At 42.4% G+C, this 16,456-nt stretch carries 16 protein-coding genes; 11 read left to right on the top strand and 5 right to left on the bottom strand.

What is annotated here, in order from left to right; translation table 11 throughout:
- Positions 1–129 precede the first annotated feature (129 nt).
- The 3 genes from J2T16_RS15835 to J2T16_RS15825 are packed head-to-tail and all read left to right on the top strand — an operon-like array spanning position 130 to position 2,080.
- The gene (locus tag J2T16_RS15835; RefSeq protein ID WP_221787682.1) at positions 130–510 is read left to right on the top strand and encodes a GntR family transcriptional regulator; all 381 of its coding nucleotides are present in this window, start codon (positions 130–132) and stop codon (positions 508–510) included.
- Positions 507–1,385, top strand: coding sequence for an ATP-binding cassette domain-containing protein (locus J2T16_RS15830; protein WP_221787526.1), 879 nt, complete (start codon positions 507–509; stop codon positions 1,383–1,385). The genes J2T16_RS15835 and J2T16_RS15830 overlap by 4 nt, the downstream gene beginning before the upstream one ends.
- Positions 1,382–2,080, top strand: a complete 699-nt coding sequence (locus J2T16_RS15825) for a hypothetical protein (RefSeq protein WP_221787525.1) — start codon at positions 1,382–1,384, stop codon at positions 2,078–2,080. The genes J2T16_RS15830 and J2T16_RS15825 overlap by 4 nt, the downstream gene beginning before the upstream one ends.
- A 157-nt stretch (positions 2,081–2,237) precedes the next feature.
- Here J2T16_RS15825 and J2T16_RS15820 read toward each other — a convergent pair whose 3' ends face one another.
- The 3 genes from J2T16_RS15820 to J2T16_RS15810 all read right to left on the bottom strand — a co-directional run bounded on the left by J2T16_RS15820 (position 2,238) and on the right by J2T16_RS15810 (position 4,759).
- Complete coding sequence (locus J2T16_RS15820) at positions 2,238–2,753, bottom strand: hypothetical protein (RefSeq protein WP_221787524.1); 516 nt, start codon at positions 2,751–2,753, stop codon at positions 2,238–2,240.
- Positions 2,754–2,869: 116 nt separating this feature from the next.
- Positions 2,870–3,655: an isocitrate lyase/PEP mutase family protein gene (locus J2T16_RS15815; protein ID WP_221787523.1), complete on the bottom strand. Its 786-nt coding sequence runs from the start codon at positions 3,653–3,655 to the stop codon at positions 2,870–2,872.
- Between the two features lie 51 nt (positions 3,656–3,706).
- Positions 3,707–4,759: a bifunctional transcriptional activator/DNA repair enzyme AdaA gene (locus J2T16_RS15810; protein WP_221787681.1), complete on the bottom strand. Its 1,053-nt coding sequence runs from the start codon at positions 4,757–4,759 to the stop codon at positions 3,707–3,709.
- Between the two features lie 308 nt (positions 4,760–5,067).
- On the opposite strand from J2T16_RS15810, the gene J2T16_RS15805 reads away from it, so the two are divergent.
- The 4 genes from J2T16_RS15805 to J2T16_RS15790 all read left to right on the top strand — a co-directional run bounded on the left by J2T16_RS15805 (position 5,068) and on the right by J2T16_RS15790 (position 7,528).
- Positions 5,068–5,454, top strand: coding sequence for a LysM peptidoglycan-binding domain-containing protein (locus J2T16_RS15805; RefSeq protein ID WP_260510731.1), 387 nt, complete (start codon positions 5,068–5,070; stop codon positions 5,452–5,454).
- A 205-nt stretch (positions 5,455–5,659) separates the two neighbouring features.
- Positions 5,660–6,235 carry a hypothetical protein gene (locus tag J2T16_RS15800; RefSeq protein WP_221787522.1) on the top strand — a complete coding sequence of 192 codons (576 nt, stop codon included), beginning with the start codon at positions 5,660–5,662 and terminating at the stop codon, positions 6,233–6,235.
- A 218-nt stretch (positions 6,236–6,453) separates the two neighbouring features.
- Positions 6,454–7,149 carry a helix-turn-helix domain-containing protein gene (locus tag J2T16_RS15795; protein ID WP_221787521.1) on the top strand — a complete coding sequence of 232 codons (696 nt, stop codon included), beginning with the start codon at positions 6,454–6,456 and terminating at the stop codon, positions 7,147–7,149.
- On the top strand, positions 7,124–7,528 hold the full coding sequence (locus J2T16_RS15790) for a toxin-antitoxin system TumE family protein (protein ID WP_221787520.1): 405 nt from the start codon (positions 7,124–7,126) through the stop codon (positions 7,526–7,528). The genes J2T16_RS15795 and J2T16_RS15790 overlap by 26 nt, the downstream gene beginning before the upstream one ends.
- A gap of 69 nt (positions 7,529–7,597) precedes the next feature.
- Here the strand turns inward: J2T16_RS15790 and J2T16_RS15785 are convergent, their stop codons facing one another.
- Positions 7,598–8,515 (bottom strand): phosphatidate cytidylyltransferase, encoded by a 918-nt coding sequence (locus J2T16_RS15785; protein WP_221787519.1) that lies wholly within the window; start codon positions 8,513–8,515, stop codon positions 7,598–7,600.
- Between the two features lie 98 nt (positions 8,516–8,613).
- Between J2T16_RS15785 and J2T16_RS15780 the strand changes: the two genes are divergently transcribed.
- The 4 genes from J2T16_RS15780 to J2T16_RS15765 all read left to right on the top strand — a co-directional run bounded on the left by J2T16_RS15780 (position 8,614) and on the right by J2T16_RS15765 (position 15,728).
- Positions 8,614–9,162, top strand: coding sequence for a hypothetical protein (locus J2T16_RS15780; RefSeq protein WP_499018722.1), 549 nt, complete (start codon positions 8,614–8,616; stop codon positions 9,160–9,162).
- 202 nt (positions 9,163–9,364) lie between these two features.
- A complete protein-coding gene (locus tag J2T16_RS15775) occupies positions 9,365–13,402 on the top strand; it encodes an S-layer homology domain-containing protein (RefSeq protein ID WP_499018721.1) in 4,038 nt (1,345 codons plus the stop codon).
- 345 nt (positions 13,403–13,747) lie between these two features.
- The gene (locus J2T16_RS15770; protein WP_499018720.1) at positions 13,748–15,142 is read left to right on the top strand and encodes a hypothetical protein; all 1,395 of its coding nucleotides are present in this window, start codon (positions 13,748–13,750) and stop codon (positions 15,140–15,142) included.
- Between the two features lie 133 nt (positions 15,143–15,275).
- The gene (locus J2T16_RS15765; protein WP_499018718.1) at positions 15,276–15,728 is read left to right on the top strand and encodes a hypothetical protein; all 453 of its coding nucleotides are present in this window, start codon (positions 15,276–15,278) and stop codon (positions 15,726–15,728) included.
- A 152-nt stretch (positions 15,729–15,880) separates the two neighbouring features.
- Here J2T16_RS15765 and J2T16_RS15760 read toward each other — a convergent pair whose 3' ends face one another.
- Positions 15,881–16,456: a GbsR/MarR family transcriptional regulator gene (locus J2T16_RS15760; RefSeq protein ID WP_336121598.1), complete on the bottom strand. Its 576-nt coding sequence runs from the start codon at positions 16,454–16,456 to the stop codon at positions 15,881–15,883.

The raw sequence follows: 16,456 nt of genomic DNA, 5'->3' as shown, positions 1-16,456 counted from the left end.
ACATTTATGTTCTTGTATACTATAGTTAGTTACATGAGTAACTAACCGACTAACTAATTAAGAAAAGAAAAAATTGACCCCCATATAAGACACACGCAAATCATTATTATGTATGAAAGTTGGAAACAGATGAAATCGACCTTGGATGAATCCCAGCCTATTTTTCATCAGATCGCCATGATGATCATGGATGATATTGTGGAAGGCAGATTGAGAGTGGAGGAGCAGGTTCCCTCGACGAATGAACTTTCACGCTTTTACAATATTAATCCGGCTACGGCGCGAAAGGGGCTACAGGAGTTGGTAGACAAAGGCATCATATACAAACAGCGAGGTGTGGGAATGTTTGTTGCCAAAGGAGCCAGGGAAGCCTTGCTTGTTGAACGAAAGCGACATTTTTACGAAGAATACATCAAACCTTTACTTGAAGAAGCCAGACGTATTCGGATGGATGAGGACATGATTATTGATCTGATTCGCGGTAAGAAGGATAAGGAGAGTGAAATATGATTCATGTGGAGCAGGTATGTTACAGCTATCAAAAGAGTAAGCCCTCTATTCTGAACAGTGTCACCCTGCATGAGAATGAACCTGTAATTGGTGCAATTTGGGGAAGGAACGGTGCTGGTAAAACGACGCTAATGAGTCTGCTCGCCGGACACAACCGCCCTGACAGTGGCACCATTCAAATTATGGGTCAGGACCCGTACAATAATCTGTCTGCTCAAGGGCATCTATGTTATATCCAGGAGAATCATCCGCTCGGTAAAAACTGGACAATGAATGATCTGGTCAGCATCGGATCACATTTCCATTCACAATGGGATCAACAACTTGCCAAGCGGCTCATCGATGTTTTTGAACTGCCGTCCAAACAGAAAATGAGTAAATTTTCGAAGGGCATGAAGACAGCCGCTCAAATAATTCTGGGGCTGTGCAGTAACGCCAGTGTGACGATTATGGATGAGCCTACGAATGGACTCGATGCCGAGAAACGAAAACTTTTCTATGAAGCATTATTGGAAACGTATGAAGATAACCCTCGTCTGGTTCTGATATCAACACATCATATCGAAGAGGTACAGCCTTTGTGTGAAACCCTGATTGTGGTACATCAAGGTAAAGTGTTATATCATCACCCCATGGAGGAGATGCGCGAACGTGGAGTTCTTCTAACAGGGTTAATTCAAGATGTGGAGATAGCCTCTGCAGGTGCTAATATTATTGATTCTGCTCGTATGGGTACAACCGGCAAAGTGATGATTGATGATATGTATTCGAAGGAATGGGTAGCCAAGGCTCAACATCATGGGCTTTCCATTGAAAAAGCAACGCTCCAGGATTATCTGGTGAATGTAACGCGGAAGGAGGAGGTGAGAGCATGAATGCAGTAAAAGGAACGAATCGGCTAATTTTAGATGACATGCGTTTATATATGCTGATCTTTACATCCATTGCGCTTGGGTTGACAGCAGTCTATGTCGCGATTGGTTTTCTGTTTCATGTCAGTTATGCCTCACAATTATTTGGGCCGATGTATGGAGGGATCTGTACTTTTGCCATTGCGGGTCTAATCACACTCTACCCGGTGGCCATTGGTATGGGCAGTACACGGATTCAATTCATGAAATCTTTCTATATGATGGGAGCCTGTATGGTTGTGGGCACGATGATCATTCTGCATGTGATCTATGGGGTTGTTCATCTGCTGAATGTCGGGGGATGGCTACAGGTCACGTTGTATCAACCGGGAATGCTCTATTCTTCGAGTTATCTTGTGTTCCCATACCTGTGGATTGACATGATGCTGGGGCTCTTGGTACTCGGTCTATCTGTTTTCTTGACGGTTTGCTGTATTCGGCTGGGCCTGCGTAATTTCCTGATTCTGTTGTTTGGCTTTGGTCTGGTGCTGTCGCTGGTGGTTGCATTTGGAGATATGAGACAATTCACGCTCTGGATTGCCTATCAAAATCGAATGCTCGTATTTACGGTGCTGGGTGTAATCGGTGGCGCGCTGCTTCTGTCCACCTATCCCATGATGAAGCATGCTCCGTTGGTACGCAAAGGCAGCAAAGACTAACTGTGATGAATTACAGAGTTTAAGCCGTTAGGGGAACGCAAATGAGGATGTTCAGTAATAATCACACCAGTAATTAGACACGAGGGATAAGAAAAACACGAGGACGTATGCTCGCCTCGTGTTTTTCTTTGTCGTCTCTTATGGGTTGTACTTTAATCTAAGCGTGAGCTTGCGGTTTGAATCCTTCCTCTTCAAGATACTCGCCAGCCTCGCCGCGTGATTCAAAAGCCATCTCCAGCTCCGAATCAGCATATACACACCACATATCATTGTCATATTTTAAAGTAAGTGTGTGTCCCTCTTCATTGATCCAGATACCACCGCTTGATGACAGGATAACCGGGGCAGATTCTTTAGGGGGGGGTACGTTCTCAGTCACTTCAACTGCGTCTGGATTATGAGACATCGCTTCGAGTGTTGCATCCAGCAATGTACGCAGATCTGCTTCGGAGTAATCACGGACATTGACGAACCCTTTTGCATCCGTCTCGTAGTTTGGCAATAACCCTGCATAGATATAACCGTTACCGTTCGGGTGAATATGGAGTGCTACAATTTTTTTCTCGTAGGCACTGTCCTCGTAGTGGAAGTTCACACGACCCAGAGAAACATTTTTGCGCTGCAGCTGTGGGTACGACTCCAGAATTTCAAGCTTTTGTTCAACGTTAAGCATATGTGCCTCCTGTTACTGTTAGGTAGTGGGATTATACCACAGGTGAAGGCTGGAAACATCCTATCTTCTGTCCGTGCAAGACGGCGTGGTATGAACACACCTCATCAGTATAATCCTTATGCTCCTGTTAAAATACGTTGCCCAAGTGCTTTCAGGTTCTCCATAACTTGCAGATAAGGATAAGGCCCGTAGCTGATTCGTGCTACCCCTAGTGTTGCCAAATGTCTGAGTGAAGGTTCGTTGGAGGTTACCATCACGTTGACGGGGATTGGCGAACGGTCACATAGTTCCTGAATCCAATGCTGATCCTGTAAACCTGGAATGAATATACCGTTTGCCCCTGCTTCCGCATATGCCTCGGACCGTGCAATTGCTTCGTTAACTAACACTTCATTATGTTTCTCAGGAACTTGTTGTAGAAATAGATCGGTGCGTGCATTGATAAAAAGGGGAATGCCTGCCTCACTTGCAGCTTCGCGAGCAACGGATAATCTCAGACATTGTTCTGTGACACTGTATAAGCCTTCACCATGTGGTAACTGGTCCTCGATATTAATGCCAACTGCCCCATGTTCAATAATTTGCAACACGTTTTGCTTCACTTCTGACACGGACCTGCCATACCCTCCCTCTATATCGATGGTTACAGGCAGATCTACGCTCTTTGTAATACGTGAAAGATTAGCAAGCACCAATTGGAACGGAAGGGCTTCACCATCCTGTTCCCCATGAGCAGCGGCAACAGACCAGCTTCCTGTAGCAATAGCTTTGGCACCTGTAGATTGAATGGTCTGCGCGCTCCCAGCATCCCACACGTTCACCAGTAAGAGTGGTTGTCCCTTCACATGATATTGATGAAATTGTTCAGCTTTTTCTTTCTGTGTGCAATGGTTGTTTTTCATTTTGGCTCACTTCCTTTATAGAAATAGATAAGGTGCTGTTACTGAAAATTCCTACTGTAATGACATCTGTCTCTCGTGCTGAAGCAGCCAATTTTTCCGTGTCAGTCCACCTCCATATCCGCCCAATTCACCACTTGCGTTAATCACACGGTGACAAGGAATGACAATAGCTAGCTGATTTGCCCCGTTCGCTTGGGCTACGGCCCGGCATGCAGAAGGTTTTCCAAGGGCTTTTGCGATCTCCTGATAAGATCTCGTTTCCCCGGCCGGAATGGCTAATAACGCATCCCATACCCGCTTCTGAAATGGTGTTCCTAAACAGAACAATGCCGTGTCGAAAGTTGTCCTTTTGCCGTCGAAATATTCATTTAATTCCCGTTCAATGGATCGAATAGGTGCTGTTGTGCCAGGTACAATCGCAGATTTGGTGCGCTTGCGCAGGCGTTCCACCTCGCGTTCCAGCCCTCGGCGATCAATGAATTCGAGTAAATATAAAGCTTGCTCATCCGCTACAGCCATCATGGGGCCAAGTCTGGTATCGATCCAGGCTGCCCTTAATACCCGTTCGTTATCTACATGTGTAGGTGCAGCTCCCATAATCCTTGAAAAGGCATCCCGGAATCCACTGCTGGATTCATATCCGGTGGAGAGTTGGCTATCAATGACAGTGCGCCCTGAACGAATATGTTTCAGTGCTAGTCCCATACGCCGTGCGCGAGCGTATTCGACAAAGGTCATCCCGAATCTTTTTTTGAACTGACGGCGAGCAGTAGATTCATCAATGGATAGTGCCCTGAAATCGTGCCCCTTCCAGCGTTTTTCCGGCTCCTTCTCGACAGCCTCCACCAACATGCGAACCACATCCGAAACTTGATTGGGATGAGATAAAGGACGGCATCGCTGGCATGGACGAAATGACGCAAGCAGGGCTTGCTGAGCGGTCTCATAAAATTCGCAGTTCTCAAATTTAGGTTTCCGAGCCGGGCAGGTGGGACGACAGAATACCCCCGTTGTTTTAACACCGACATAGAATAAGCCTTCATATTCTGAATCTTTAGCGATCAGTGCCTGGTAATACTGTTCCTTCAGATCTGCAGAGATCATAAACCGCACGTCCTTACTCCAGTAGAATCATAATCTTTCCCTTATTATAGGGCAGAATCACACGTCCCATCGCCGAAAATCAGGCATCTATTCTCGAATTGAAACTTTTGTTCAGTCGGACCGATCATTGTTCAGAATTTGTTTAGAATGAAGTGATAACATAGACCTATGTATACGATTAAAAGCTAGTAATATGTGCCTATTTGGCTTTAGAGAGAGATGAAAATTATGTTGTTAAGTGAAGTTATATAGGCAAGCAAGTTGAAGATTGACGAAAAAGGAAGATAACAATCGGGGGTCAGATGGAAATGAAGTATTCCACGTACAAAAGCATTCATGAACCTGAGCAGGTTCTAAGAACCAAGCCGGAATTCTCATATGAAAAACACGCTTCAAGGCTCTTTCTACGAGATCAGATCACACGCCCGGCGATGATTAAGCTACTCATTACGATGAGCGTATTTATTGCTGGTTGCAGTGTAGTATTCAAGGCATCGGCGGGAGATCAGCCTGTGCTACTGAATGAACAGGTTGTTGTATCTTCGGGAGATACCTTGTGGAGTATATCTCTTGCGAACAAACCGGATCAGATGGATACTCGGGTTTATGTCGAAGCACTGAAAGATACAAATCAGTTGTCACACGGAAACATTCAGACAGGACAAGTGCTGGAGTTACCGCAATTGCAACATTAATTACAAGAATTGATACACGTCTGATTCCCATCTTTTTGTATGAAAACTCATACACTCATCACTGCAAAAGAACAGGTGCAGTCTGGAATTTTAAAATCATTTACATATTATGGAGCTTCATGAGGGACGATATGGTGTAGTGATGAATAAGGTTCTAATCTGTGTGTGAGAAGGATGCAAGAAGAACGAAGGGAGAAGATGGAGTATGAAACAGGGGATCAAGAGATCTGCACTGTATACTGCTGTGTTATGTATGGTCATTGTTATTAGCGCCTGTGGCGCCAAAAATAATAAAGAGTCTGTACAGGAGCATGCTTACCCGCAATCCAAGCAACCGATCGAGGAAGCTGGACAGGGATCTATACCTAATGCAGAGGCCAAAAACAAAAATGATCAGAATAGCGCAAAAGGTGAAGAGGGCAAGATGCAGACGCAGTCTAACGCTGCGGCAATGTCAGAGAATATTGATATTGTCATTGATCAATCGGATAAACCGAGTGAAGGCAACAGCTTTGATTTTGCGATCAAACAAGTGCCCAAAGGTTACAGCCTAACGGAAATGCGCTGGACATCCAACACGGTAACGATTGTGAATACGATGCAGGAAGCGATCGAGCATGGCGGGAACGGAGAAGACGGCTTTTATTTTAGCGGTAATGGACAGTTCTCAGGCTTTATCTATTCGGACGAGATGAAAGGTGAACGCGGAAAAGCCACATTTGTCTTTACCAATGATGAGGGTGACATGCTGATGTCCGAGAAGGAGATTCATTTGAAGTAGACGTAGTTAAGTATAGAAGTGGATGGATTCAACTCCTTCGTTCGTAAAGAACGGGGGAGTTTTATTTTACAACTGGGATTTGCTCATGTGGTATAAAATTTCAAATGCAAGCTATACTAGAGTATTGAATATTGTTTAATTTGATTTAAATTGATTTAACTTGGTTATTGAATTTGAGAGAAGAATGACATAATATAGGAGTGTGAGGTGAAATGATCATGTCTATTACATATAGTGAGAAGAGTCTATTTAACAAAAATTCAAATCAAATTGCTAAGGAACTTGCATTTAGGTTAGGTGATTATGAAAACAGCGTTCTGCTGTTTAAAGTTCTTGCACATTCATTGCGTAATAATGAGACTCTTATGCAAGAGTTAGATGAGGAAATCTTCGAAAACCATGAAGCTTTCCAAAAAGGATTCGAGCAATTGCTACAGCACGCATTAATTGTCGCGACAGATAAGGATACAAAGCTTGTATCCCCCTCAGGGAAAAAAGAAATCGCTGAAGAATATACTCCCAGCCAATTAGCCCAGTTTTTCGGTGTTAGTGTCATGACGATTCACAATTGGCTTAAACAAGGCAGATTCATTGGTGTTCAAAAGGCGGCTGCTAATAAACATAATAAAATAGCAGATGATACAGCCTTTAGGATGACATCAGGGAATGTCGTTACTATTCGTGATGTTGTAGATATGTGGAGAAAACAGGAGAATGAATCTATAACCAAAGAAGAGAACAACTTGGAATATTACACTCGTCAAATCTCGTTTTATGAAGAAAAATACAGTGGTGAATTTGAACAAACGCTCGGGACTAAAAGTGAACTGACATCTGAGGAAGAAACCGATGCTCAAGTTTGGCAACACTTGCTTGGGAGGCAGAGACTTGAGTTTGAAGATAGCGAAAAGTAACTTTAAATTCATAGAGAAAAACTTTTCGGATATCATCTCCGAAATTCGAGAAAATGCAAATGGAATTCGAAGTGATAGAAGGAGTATTAGAAAAACAATCCTATTTCATGATTTCTCCAAATTAATTTGTATTGAGGAATTGGATATGGATCGATGTTTCATCGAGTTATATTGGTATGATTGGTACGATAGCAACAAACAATTGATCATGAAATTCCACGCTCATAAACACCCAGAAGGTACGCATTCTTCTGTAACAAAATATGATCCATTCCATATTCACTCTGCTGATGATGAAAGACATCATAATGAGAAGTTTCATGAATTAAATGATATTCTTGAATTTATTCGATTAAGACAACTGAGTTTGAAACGCTAAATTGTAGCAAGGCCTCCTCCATATCCTTTTTTCAGGGTGATGAGAGAGGCCTTTTGACATATCTGATAACTACATAAATTCAAAGAAATAACGAACGACGTGGAACATGACCGGCGAGGTATAGGTGAGACTGTCGACCCGGCTGAGATAACTTTTTTTGAGTGCATCCGACTTGTTGTCATCCCCGATGAGCAGATCCCGTTTCAGCACAGATACGGTGAGGCTGCCGAAGAATCCGGCAAGGCCGATCAGTGCTCCGATGAACAGGGAAAACTGCCAATCAAATGGTGTCAGGTAGGGATAGATGAAATAGGAGGCCGCCGTCGTGACTAGGAATGCACACACAAATCCTTCCCATGTAATAAAAGGATTCGCTGTAGGCACCACTTTTCGTTTGCCCAGATAAAGAGATACGAGATAGTGCACCACATCATTAAGCTGTGTTAGCACAACGAGGAACAACACCAGTTTCGATCCGTACTCGGGTGAGGCAAACGGAAAATAAGCGAGATGACTTAATCCAAACACCATGAGCATGAGTCCCCACTGGGTGGAGCTGACACTGCGCAGGAATCCGATCGTTCCCTTGTTGATCAGACGTGGCATGGGCAAGACGAGAAATACATAGAGCGGAATAAAGATGATGAACATGCCATACCACCCAATGTATATCCAGTAAAATTGCACCGGGATTGCGAGATACGCCCATAGAAATAGACGGCGGTCGGCTTTGCGGGTGTTACGGATCATGGAGAAGTATTCCTTCAGCGAGAAAAATGCCAGCACCATGAGCGAGATCAGCGAGACGATGGGATTAAAAAGGGTAGCAAGGCAAAAGATGGCCAGCATGCCCCACCAGGTTTTAATTTTTGTTCCAATGCCCGAATAATCCTTGTCTGGCTGCAGTTTGGCAATCACTTTGTACACAATATGTATAACGAGTAGAGCTGCGAAAATCAGAGTTAATGTCAGTAGAGAGCTGTTCATGTACGAAGATCACCTGCTTATTCAATGTAAGATTCCATTATAGGGTACCTATGTTATTATGAAGGAATAGTGCCAACTTGATAAGGGGAAATATGAGGATGACCGATGAACGTTCGATTTATATTTTGCTGACGAATACAGGTACGTTGTTTACAAGAGTCATTCAAACTTACACCAAAGCACCGTATAATCACGCCTCCATCTCGTTCGACCGGGAATTAACGGAATTGTACAGCTTCGGTCGCAAACATCCGAGCAATCCGCTGAACGGTGGGTTTGTGAAGGAAGATATCCAGACAGGGACGTATAGTAAATATCCGAATACGACATGTGTCATCTATGAGCTTCGGGTCTCGGAGCGTGAAGTGGAAAAAATGAAGCGGGTGCTACACATTTTCATTCGTAGCCGCCAGAAATATATGTACAACCTGCTGGGCGTTCTTGGTATTACACTCAAGGAGCCGGTGGAGTTCAGCAACTCCTATTTTTGCTCTCAGTTTGTAGCCGAAATCCTGCAACGCTCAGGCATCAAGCTGTGGAACAAGCTGCCTGCGCTGGTGACCCCGGATGATTTTCGCCAGTGCGAGCAGTTGAAGCTGGTGTATGAGGGGAGACTGAGGGAATATCAGGTGAAGACGGACCGTTAAGCAGGAATTTCACCAATTTTTTTTTGAAAATGATGAATTTTGACGAAAAATATGAAGGAATCCACTCCGTTTTCAACTAAGGAGTGGATTTTTTTCCTTTTATTATCATTTATTGTTCAGAATCTGTTTATTGTTGTGTTCTAAAATAGGTCCAAAGATATAGGCATAAGGATCAAACATGAAATGAGAGGAGAGCGAAGCCTTGTTTAGAAAGATCGTAAGTTTTTTGTTGGTGGCTGTAATGTTGCTTCAGATTGTAAGTCCTGGAGGTGTGGTGAGTGCTCGATCTTACCCATACGAACTTTTAAACATGGAGAGACAAGGGTATGATGATTCCAACCCGGGCGAGAAAATAGCTAATGTTCGTCATTTGCTTGAGGATGGAGAATTGCTGGAACTGCCTCAAGGTTACGCAACGTTAAGCGAAGATCAAAAGAATGAGATTGCAAGAGGCATGATTATGCTGATTCCACTAGATGTGCAATATAATAGTGACAATCAGGCTGTATATGCATTTAATCTGATTTATAACGTCAGTGTAATACCCGGACTGTTCGAGATTGAGACCTTAGGCCAAAAAATGGATCAGGTATACAACTTGCTAGGGAAGTGGAACTCCTATTTCCCCGGTGTCGACAAGTCAGAATGGACACAAGCTGCATCTCGTTATATGCATCTGAATGGTGCGGATTGGACAATGTTTATTGATAATATATTGGTATACAATATTGTTTTCAAAAACAGTTCTGTTACGATCTACCATAATAGCCAGCTCGCAATGTTATATGAGAAACTTAATGATTACAAAGAGATAAATAAAGCAACGGATATCAACAGTATGAACGAGGCGATTGACTCACTTTTTAAAATATATACATTTATCAAAAACTACGCAATTTTTAGGCCAGATCTGAACTTACCACCATTTGTTTTTAACATGGGGAAGATGTCTACAATTCAGAATGACGACGAAAAAAATGAACTGGCTCAGTGGATGCTTGATCACAAGCAGGATGGCTATGAAACGGTATCTGATGTGCAAAAAGCATTTGATGCGTTTTTTGAACCAGGACTGAGAAAGTACAACGAATTAATAAAAGTAGCAAAAGGCAACGCAAACAACTTTTTAGCTGATGCTGTTGAACTATTGAGTGATGAAAGTTTCATAGATGCGCCTGGTTTCAAGCAACTATCCTCAGAGGATCAGAATGATATCGCAGTTTATATGCTTAATTTAGATCCACCAACCAGTGAAGGGTACGCCAATAAAGAGCAAGTTGAATACCTCGTGCAGCTAGCTTTAAAGGCGGTTGAATTCATTCATGACATTGGTGGACCGGATGAAATGAATTCACTTGATGAACTATATGCGAAGCAAATGCAACAAGTTAACTATCTGGATCAACCTGCCCCTGACAGTATGTTTTATCAATTTGTTGGTAAATATTCTGAATTCTCAGGCATTGAAAAACGTATCACAGCGGCTATGCTTGAGCTACAACTTAAAAAGGGTCCGTCGTCTGTATTCAAATTATTAACTTCTCTCGATGATGAAGCAAGGTTCACCCCCTTAATTAACAAGGCGCTGACCACTAATGAAATGTTGGGTTCGATGTTCCAATTGAGACAAATTCAATCGGAGATTGCGGACTACAACAAAAACCTAGAACATCCTAAAATGAGCTTTCCGATAGATGTAGAGAAAATAGATGGAATCAAGAAAGATATACAAAAGTCAAATGCACTGGCAGATCACATGATTGCGGAGCGGCCAGATGGGGGGTACGAATCCTTTGTTCAAATCCAGACCTCATTTGACAAATTTTTCTCCAGTGATAATAACACGGATGTATTGTCTGTCTTGAACGCTGCGAGGAAAAGTGGAAATAAAACAGCCATGCGCGAGGCTATGGAAGATCCGGCTTTAGAAATTAAATTTCCTGACGGCTACGAAAATTTAAACCCACAGGTTAGAGATTTCATTGCAGGATTCTTGATCCAATACGTCAGTGAAGATTACGAGAATAAAAATCAGGTTCAACTCATGATTGAACTTGGCATGTTGGCACAATCTGTTTGGGAACAAACGGAGCTTACTGCTTTGAGCAATAAACTGGATCTACTTGCACAAAAGATGGTAGATATATCAGAGTACTTTAACGACCAAGAAGCAGAAGAGTATGGAAGCATTGGTCAAAAATATTTGAAACTCACTAATAAAGTAGACAAAAATGTTTTTGCTTATAAATATCTGTATTCGATGGCCTATGAAAAGTTGGAAGGACTCTACCAAGGAGATATCGTGGAACCAATGGTAGTGTTAGGGCTTTTGACTGCCCCGTATCAATCTATTGAAAAGGCCACCAAAATTGATCCAATGAGTCAGTGGCTCCAAAGTGCTATGGAAGCTCAAATGGAGGGTGAGGCTTTCTTCGAGAAGTATGCTTTTGATCGTACGGGTGCCCTCGACCTGTCCAAAAGAGCAGAGCTTAGCGTGGAAGATCAAAAGGAATTGGCACAATGGGTACTTGATGAACAAGACAGCTATGAGGATATTGGGAATTTACAATATGTAATTAATCGTTTCTTCACTGCCCCTAATGTAAAAGGGGACGACGTTAAAAACGAAATAACGGGTCTGAATGATACGATGGAAATTTCATTCGATGGCAAACTGAATTGGATTGATCTGGCTTCCATTCAGAAGTTGGATTTTAGCGGTAACAAAACAGTATGGGTTCGTCATAAAGCCTTTAGTGATGAGTTGCCAGGACGTGCTGTAAAAATTGACTTTACAGCCAACGGTGACAGCGGTAATGGGAATGGTTCCACACCTAACCCGGGCAACAACACAGGTGGTAGCGGTGGCAGCGGATCATCTGCACCAGTGACGTCCACACCTGCACCAACGACCAAGCAAGAGCAGATTGTCGTGGATGTGAATGGCGTTGACGGCACAAACCTCACCAAGACTCCAATCACACGTACAACCGAAACCAACGGCACGGTCAAAGATTTGGTCAAAATGACAGATGCGATTGCCAAGGAATCGGTTGTAAAAGCGAAACAATTGGGTACCAATACGGCACGTATTGTGATTCCAGATACCAAAGACGCTGTGTCCGAGACACGTGTGGAAGTTCCGAAAACAGCTGTCAAAGATCTAAGTGACGGTTCGATGAAACTGGAAATCTCGACAGAGAATGCATTCATTTCGGTACCTGCACAGTCCATTGCCGGATTCGATCAAGACTTGTATTTCCGTATCGTTCCGCTCAAAAAGGAATCCGAACGCAAAGAACTGGAAGAGCGGGCGAAGAAAGAGCAAGTGATTCAGCAAGTTGCACCAAATACGAATGTTCGTGTACTGGTTCGTCCGGTTGAGATTGAAACGAATATGCAGAGCCGTGAAGTGACGCTGACTTTGCCACTGGGCAATAGCCTGCCAACCGATGCGGCAGCTCGTCAGCAGATCTTGGATAACCTGGCTGTGTACATTGAACACAGTGATGGCACGAAAGAACTGATACAAGGCAAACTCGTGAAGCTGGCTAATAACAGCGAAGGCATTGAGTTTACGGTAACCAAATTCAGTACGTTTACACTGGTTGTCGTCGATGGGCTGAAATCTTCTCAAAAGACAAATCAGCCATACATCCAAGGTTTCGGTGCCGATTTCCGTCCAGATGCGTTCGTTACACGTGCACAGATGGCTGCAATGCTGGCTCGTAATCTGCCGGGTGAAACAGCAACAGCTACGGCGGCGGGTACAACCTTTGCCGATGTAGCCGCAACACATTGGGCAACGAGTGAGATTCAAAAGGCACAGGCCGCAGGTATCATGAACGGTCTCAGTGACACAGCGTTTGTACCGGAAGGTTCGATTACGCGTGCACAGATGGCAACAATCGCGTACCGTTGGTTGCAGAAGCAACAAACGAACGCTGTAACAACAACGGATACCACAGGAACAGCACCAGAAGCCACTTCCTTTACGGATGTAGCCGCTGATCTGTGGGCAGCCGATGCGATTGCCTATGTGCAGTCCACTGGTCTGATGACGGGTTACAATGATGGTACATTCAAACCAGACAGCAAACTTACCCGTGCAGAAGCGGTAAAAGTGCTGAACGTCCTGTTCAAACGTACACCGCTGACGGGAGTGGCCACGCCATCCTTTAGCGACGTGCCTGCAACTCACTGGGCATATGCAGATATTGAAGCAGCGGCACAGAAGTAATAAAAAAGACTTTTTTTTCTAATTAAACTATATAGTGGTTAAAGGGCTTCACCACCGTATTTTTCAGGTTTAATAACCTTGAAAATAGGTGGTGAAGTCTTTATTATTTCCTGGTTCACTTAAAATCAAGTATATATTAGATGATTCTTTATATTTAAATAAATATGAGCATATAGTATTATTTACAAATATAAACAATTTTTATATAGTTAAACATAAGAGGGGGTAATCTATCGGAATGAATGTTTTATTAGCTGTAAGCCTGCTCGTAAACATCGAGTTTATGGTTGGGAGTCTAAAAATTTAAAATTGAGGTGACGTATGAGAAAGCTAAAGATCTTAATAATGGCAGTTGTTTTTCTAACGGGATCACTTCTGCAAACAAGTGTATTTGCTGAAAATAATACATCACAAGTTTTAGATGTAGTTACTAGGGGCCAAGGAATTTCCCTGACAGTTGATGCCTTTAATGAATCTATGGTTGGTCAGGTGGAAAAAAGGAAATCACTCGAGAGCCAAAAATTGCTAAAGAATTATGATTTGAAACTCGATAATTTTATCTTAAGTGGAGGAAATGTTTCAATTGATGTGACTGTTGGTGAAGAACAAGTTCAATTGTTTGGATTGTTGCATGCTAGTTATAAAGTTCAAAATGGTATTAATAGTATTGTGGGAGATTTGACAGATGAAACAGGTAGATATTCGGTTTTATTGTTTGAGATTTTTAATGATAACAAGAATGATAACCTTTTAATTAACCGTGATTTACAGGAAAAGCCTCATTTAAAACTATACTTACTTGATGGCGATAAAAATATTATCCTTTTTGAGACGGATTTACCCGAAGCATTGAGGGGTTTAGACGTGGGCTCTTTTGCCGAGAAAGAAGACAATAAAAAAGAAATGTTTTGGTTCAAAGGGCTAGCAGAGCCTGAAATGGTTAAAGAAATCACAACAACTGAAACCTCAATAGCAGAGGCTTCTGGGAAAACAGATTTGGATTTTGCACCGATGGCATTGAATTCATTCTCTACATGGACTAATCCTACAACATATTATACTTCATTTTATGTGGGGACAGATTATACACAATGTTGGTCTTTACCATATCTTAGCTACAAACATGTAAATGTCACCTCATCCGACTCCACATGGATTGCTCAATTTAAGATTGCAGAGCACACTAAGGTTGGAAATTACACATACTATGGAAACAATGTGTTCGAATATAAAAATTTAAAGATTGCCTTTGGGTCAGGTGATTATTCAACTATGATTAGGACGTTCCAGCAAGGAAGAATTTACGATAATTCAGCTTTTAATGGAGGGTTGAAAAAAGTTGGTGATAAAATCGCTACTAGTCTTATTAAAAAAACATTAAGTGCTGTTCCGTATGGGAGTACAATCAATGATGTAATAGGGTATATAAACACTGCAACATCTACATCAGGAGAGGTTACACTTGGCAGTCAAGGTGTTAGCTTATCAGGAAGCCCAGTCTCTGCTGCGGGTGAAAAACTGGCTAGTAAATTTAAGTTAGAGGAATCTACAGACCACAGTGGACGAACTGATAATGGACATTATTTCACTTATCAGGTTGTACTTAATTACGAAGGAAACGGATCTTCAAAAAATACCACCGGCAATCTACAACTGAAATTTGACGTATTCAACTCTCAGACTAATAAGACAACACCAATATCTAAAGATTTCACCCTTGCTTACAGGGCATCAAAATAAATATGGTATACTTGTAACTTGAAAAAATATAATAATTATGCCGGGAATGATATTCCCGGTTTTTGGCTTATCGTACCTAACGTAAACAAGCATGAGAGGTGAAGGGATGCAGCTTAATAAATTTGTTTCTATTATGTTGCTCATCGCGGTTGCTTTAGGCTTCACACTAGGATGGTACCTCAATTCGAGCAGTGAACGGGAGACGTGGGAGCCAGATCAGATGAATCTTTATCGCGCTGAAGAACAGAAATCAATTAATAAAAAAGAAGATCCGCAACTTTTTGATCAGCTTCTCTCTTTAATCGTATTTGAAAAAGGAGAGATGATGTCAGGTGGCAATGCTCCGTTATCAGAAGATGAGGTCAATGATATAAAAAAGAGTGGCGCCATAGAATATATCTATAATGAACCAATTACAATACAGATGAACAATGGCAATAACTCTGCAGAAAAAGTGGAATTCAAATCGATCCTTTTTCCTGTAGATGATAAGTGGAATGGTGCATGTTACATTCAAACAACGGATTCCAAATATTTGTATTTTGAATCAAGGCCAAGTTTATCTTTTATACTCAGACATATGTAGGTTTCAAAAGAGCTGTCCCCAAAGCCATTCATCGGCTGGGTACAGCTCTTTGTTGTATATGCTTATTTTATAATGGATTAATCTCAATCTCATATCTGCTGCTAAATCTATTCTGCTAAGATCCGACATCTTTAAGTCTATGCTCAGCAGGGCTAGTCCTGCTGTTCCGGTATTTCTGATTTTTGTTCATACAGCTTACCCTCTCGTAGCCGATCCACGAAACCTTGAAGCCAGACATAGTATTGCTCTGCATGCTGGAGTTTGTGCAAATCTCGTAATGCCTCTTCCCGTTCTTGTGCAGTTGTATGTTCCGCTAGAATCATGGTTGTCAGGTCAGGGATCACCTCGCGGATGCCTTCCAGCATCACATCCACTTCCCGCTGCAGCTTTAATCCGAAGAAATTTTGAAACGTGCGAAAGAAGTCAGTCTCCGCCACATATTGATCCTGCCGCTCCTTTTTCTCGTCCAGCTTATAGATCATTTGAGACTCGGTTAACGAACGAACGGCATAGCTCATATTGCTTTTGCTCATATTCATAGAGGTTTTCATCTCTTCCAGCGTCATCGGACGGTCTTCGAAATACATCACACCATACAATTTACCAAACGTATGATTAACCCCATATAAGTCCATCGTATTGGCAATCGCCTCGATGACTCTCTCCCTCAGTGCAGACCGATCAGGTAACGATAAATGATTCGGGTTCCCAGCAATTTCTTTTCCCAC

Source organism: Paenibacillus intestini, assembly GCF_030803945.1.
Lineage (GTDB): Bacteria > Bacillota > Bacilli > Paenibacillales > Paenibacillaceae > Paenibacillus > Paenibacillus polysaccharolyticus.
This window is presented reverse-complemented; position numbering and strand designations above follow the sequence as displayed.

Excerpts from the sequence above, each read along its gene's own strand:
- J2T16_RS15780 (WP_499018722.1), top strand. The coding sequence starts at position 8,614 with ATGACCGATGAACGTTCGATTTATATTTTGCTGACGAATACAGGTACG.
- J2T16_RS15795 (WP_221787521.1), top strand. The coding sequence starts at position 6,454 with ATGTCTATTACATATAGTGAGAAGAGTCTATTTAACAAAAATTCAAAT.
- J2T16_RS15805 (WP_260510731.1), top strand. The coding sequence starts at position 5,068 with ATGAAGTATTCCACGTACAAAAGCATTCATGAACCTGAGCAGGTTCTA.
- J2T16_RS15810 (WP_221787681.1), bottom strand. The coding sequence starts at position 4,759 with ATGATCTCTGCAGATCTGAAGGAACAGTATTACCAGGCACTGATCGCT.
- J2T16_RS15830 (WP_221787526.1), top strand. The coding sequence starts at position 507 with ATGATTCATGTGGAGCAGGTATGTTACAGCTATCAAAAGAGTAAGCCC.
- J2T16_RS15785 (WP_221787519.1), bottom strand. The coding sequence starts at position 8,515 with ATGAACAGCTCTCTACTGACATTAACTCTGATTTTCGCAGCTCTACTC.
- J2T16_RS15820 (WP_221787524.1), bottom strand. The coding sequence starts at position 2,753 with ATGCTTAACGTTGAACAAAAGCTTGAAATTCTGGAGTCGTACCCACAG.
- J2T16_RS15815 (WP_221787523.1), bottom strand. The coding sequence starts at position 3,655 with ATGAAAAACAACCATTGCACACAGAAAGAAAAAGCTGAACAATTTCAT.
- J2T16_RS15800 (WP_221787522.1), top strand. The coding sequence starts at position 5,660 with ATGAAACAGGGGATCAAGAGATCTGCACTGTATACTGCTGTGTTATGT.
- J2T16_RS15835 (WP_221787682.1), top strand. The coding sequence starts at position 130 with ATGAAATCGACCTTGGATGAATCCCAGCCTATTTTTCATCAGATCGCC.
- J2T16_RS15765 (WP_499018718.1), top strand. The coding sequence starts at position 15,276 with ATGTTGCTCATCGCGGTTGCTTTAGGCTTCACACTAGGATGGTACCTC.
- J2T16_RS15770 (WP_499018720.1), top strand. The coding sequence starts at position 13,748 with ATGGCAGTTGTTTTTCTAACGGGATCACTTCTGCAAACAAGTGTATTT.
- J2T16_RS15825 (WP_221787525.1), top strand. The coding sequence starts at position 1,382 with ATGAATGCAGTAAAAGGAACGAATCGGCTAATTTTAGATGACATGCGT.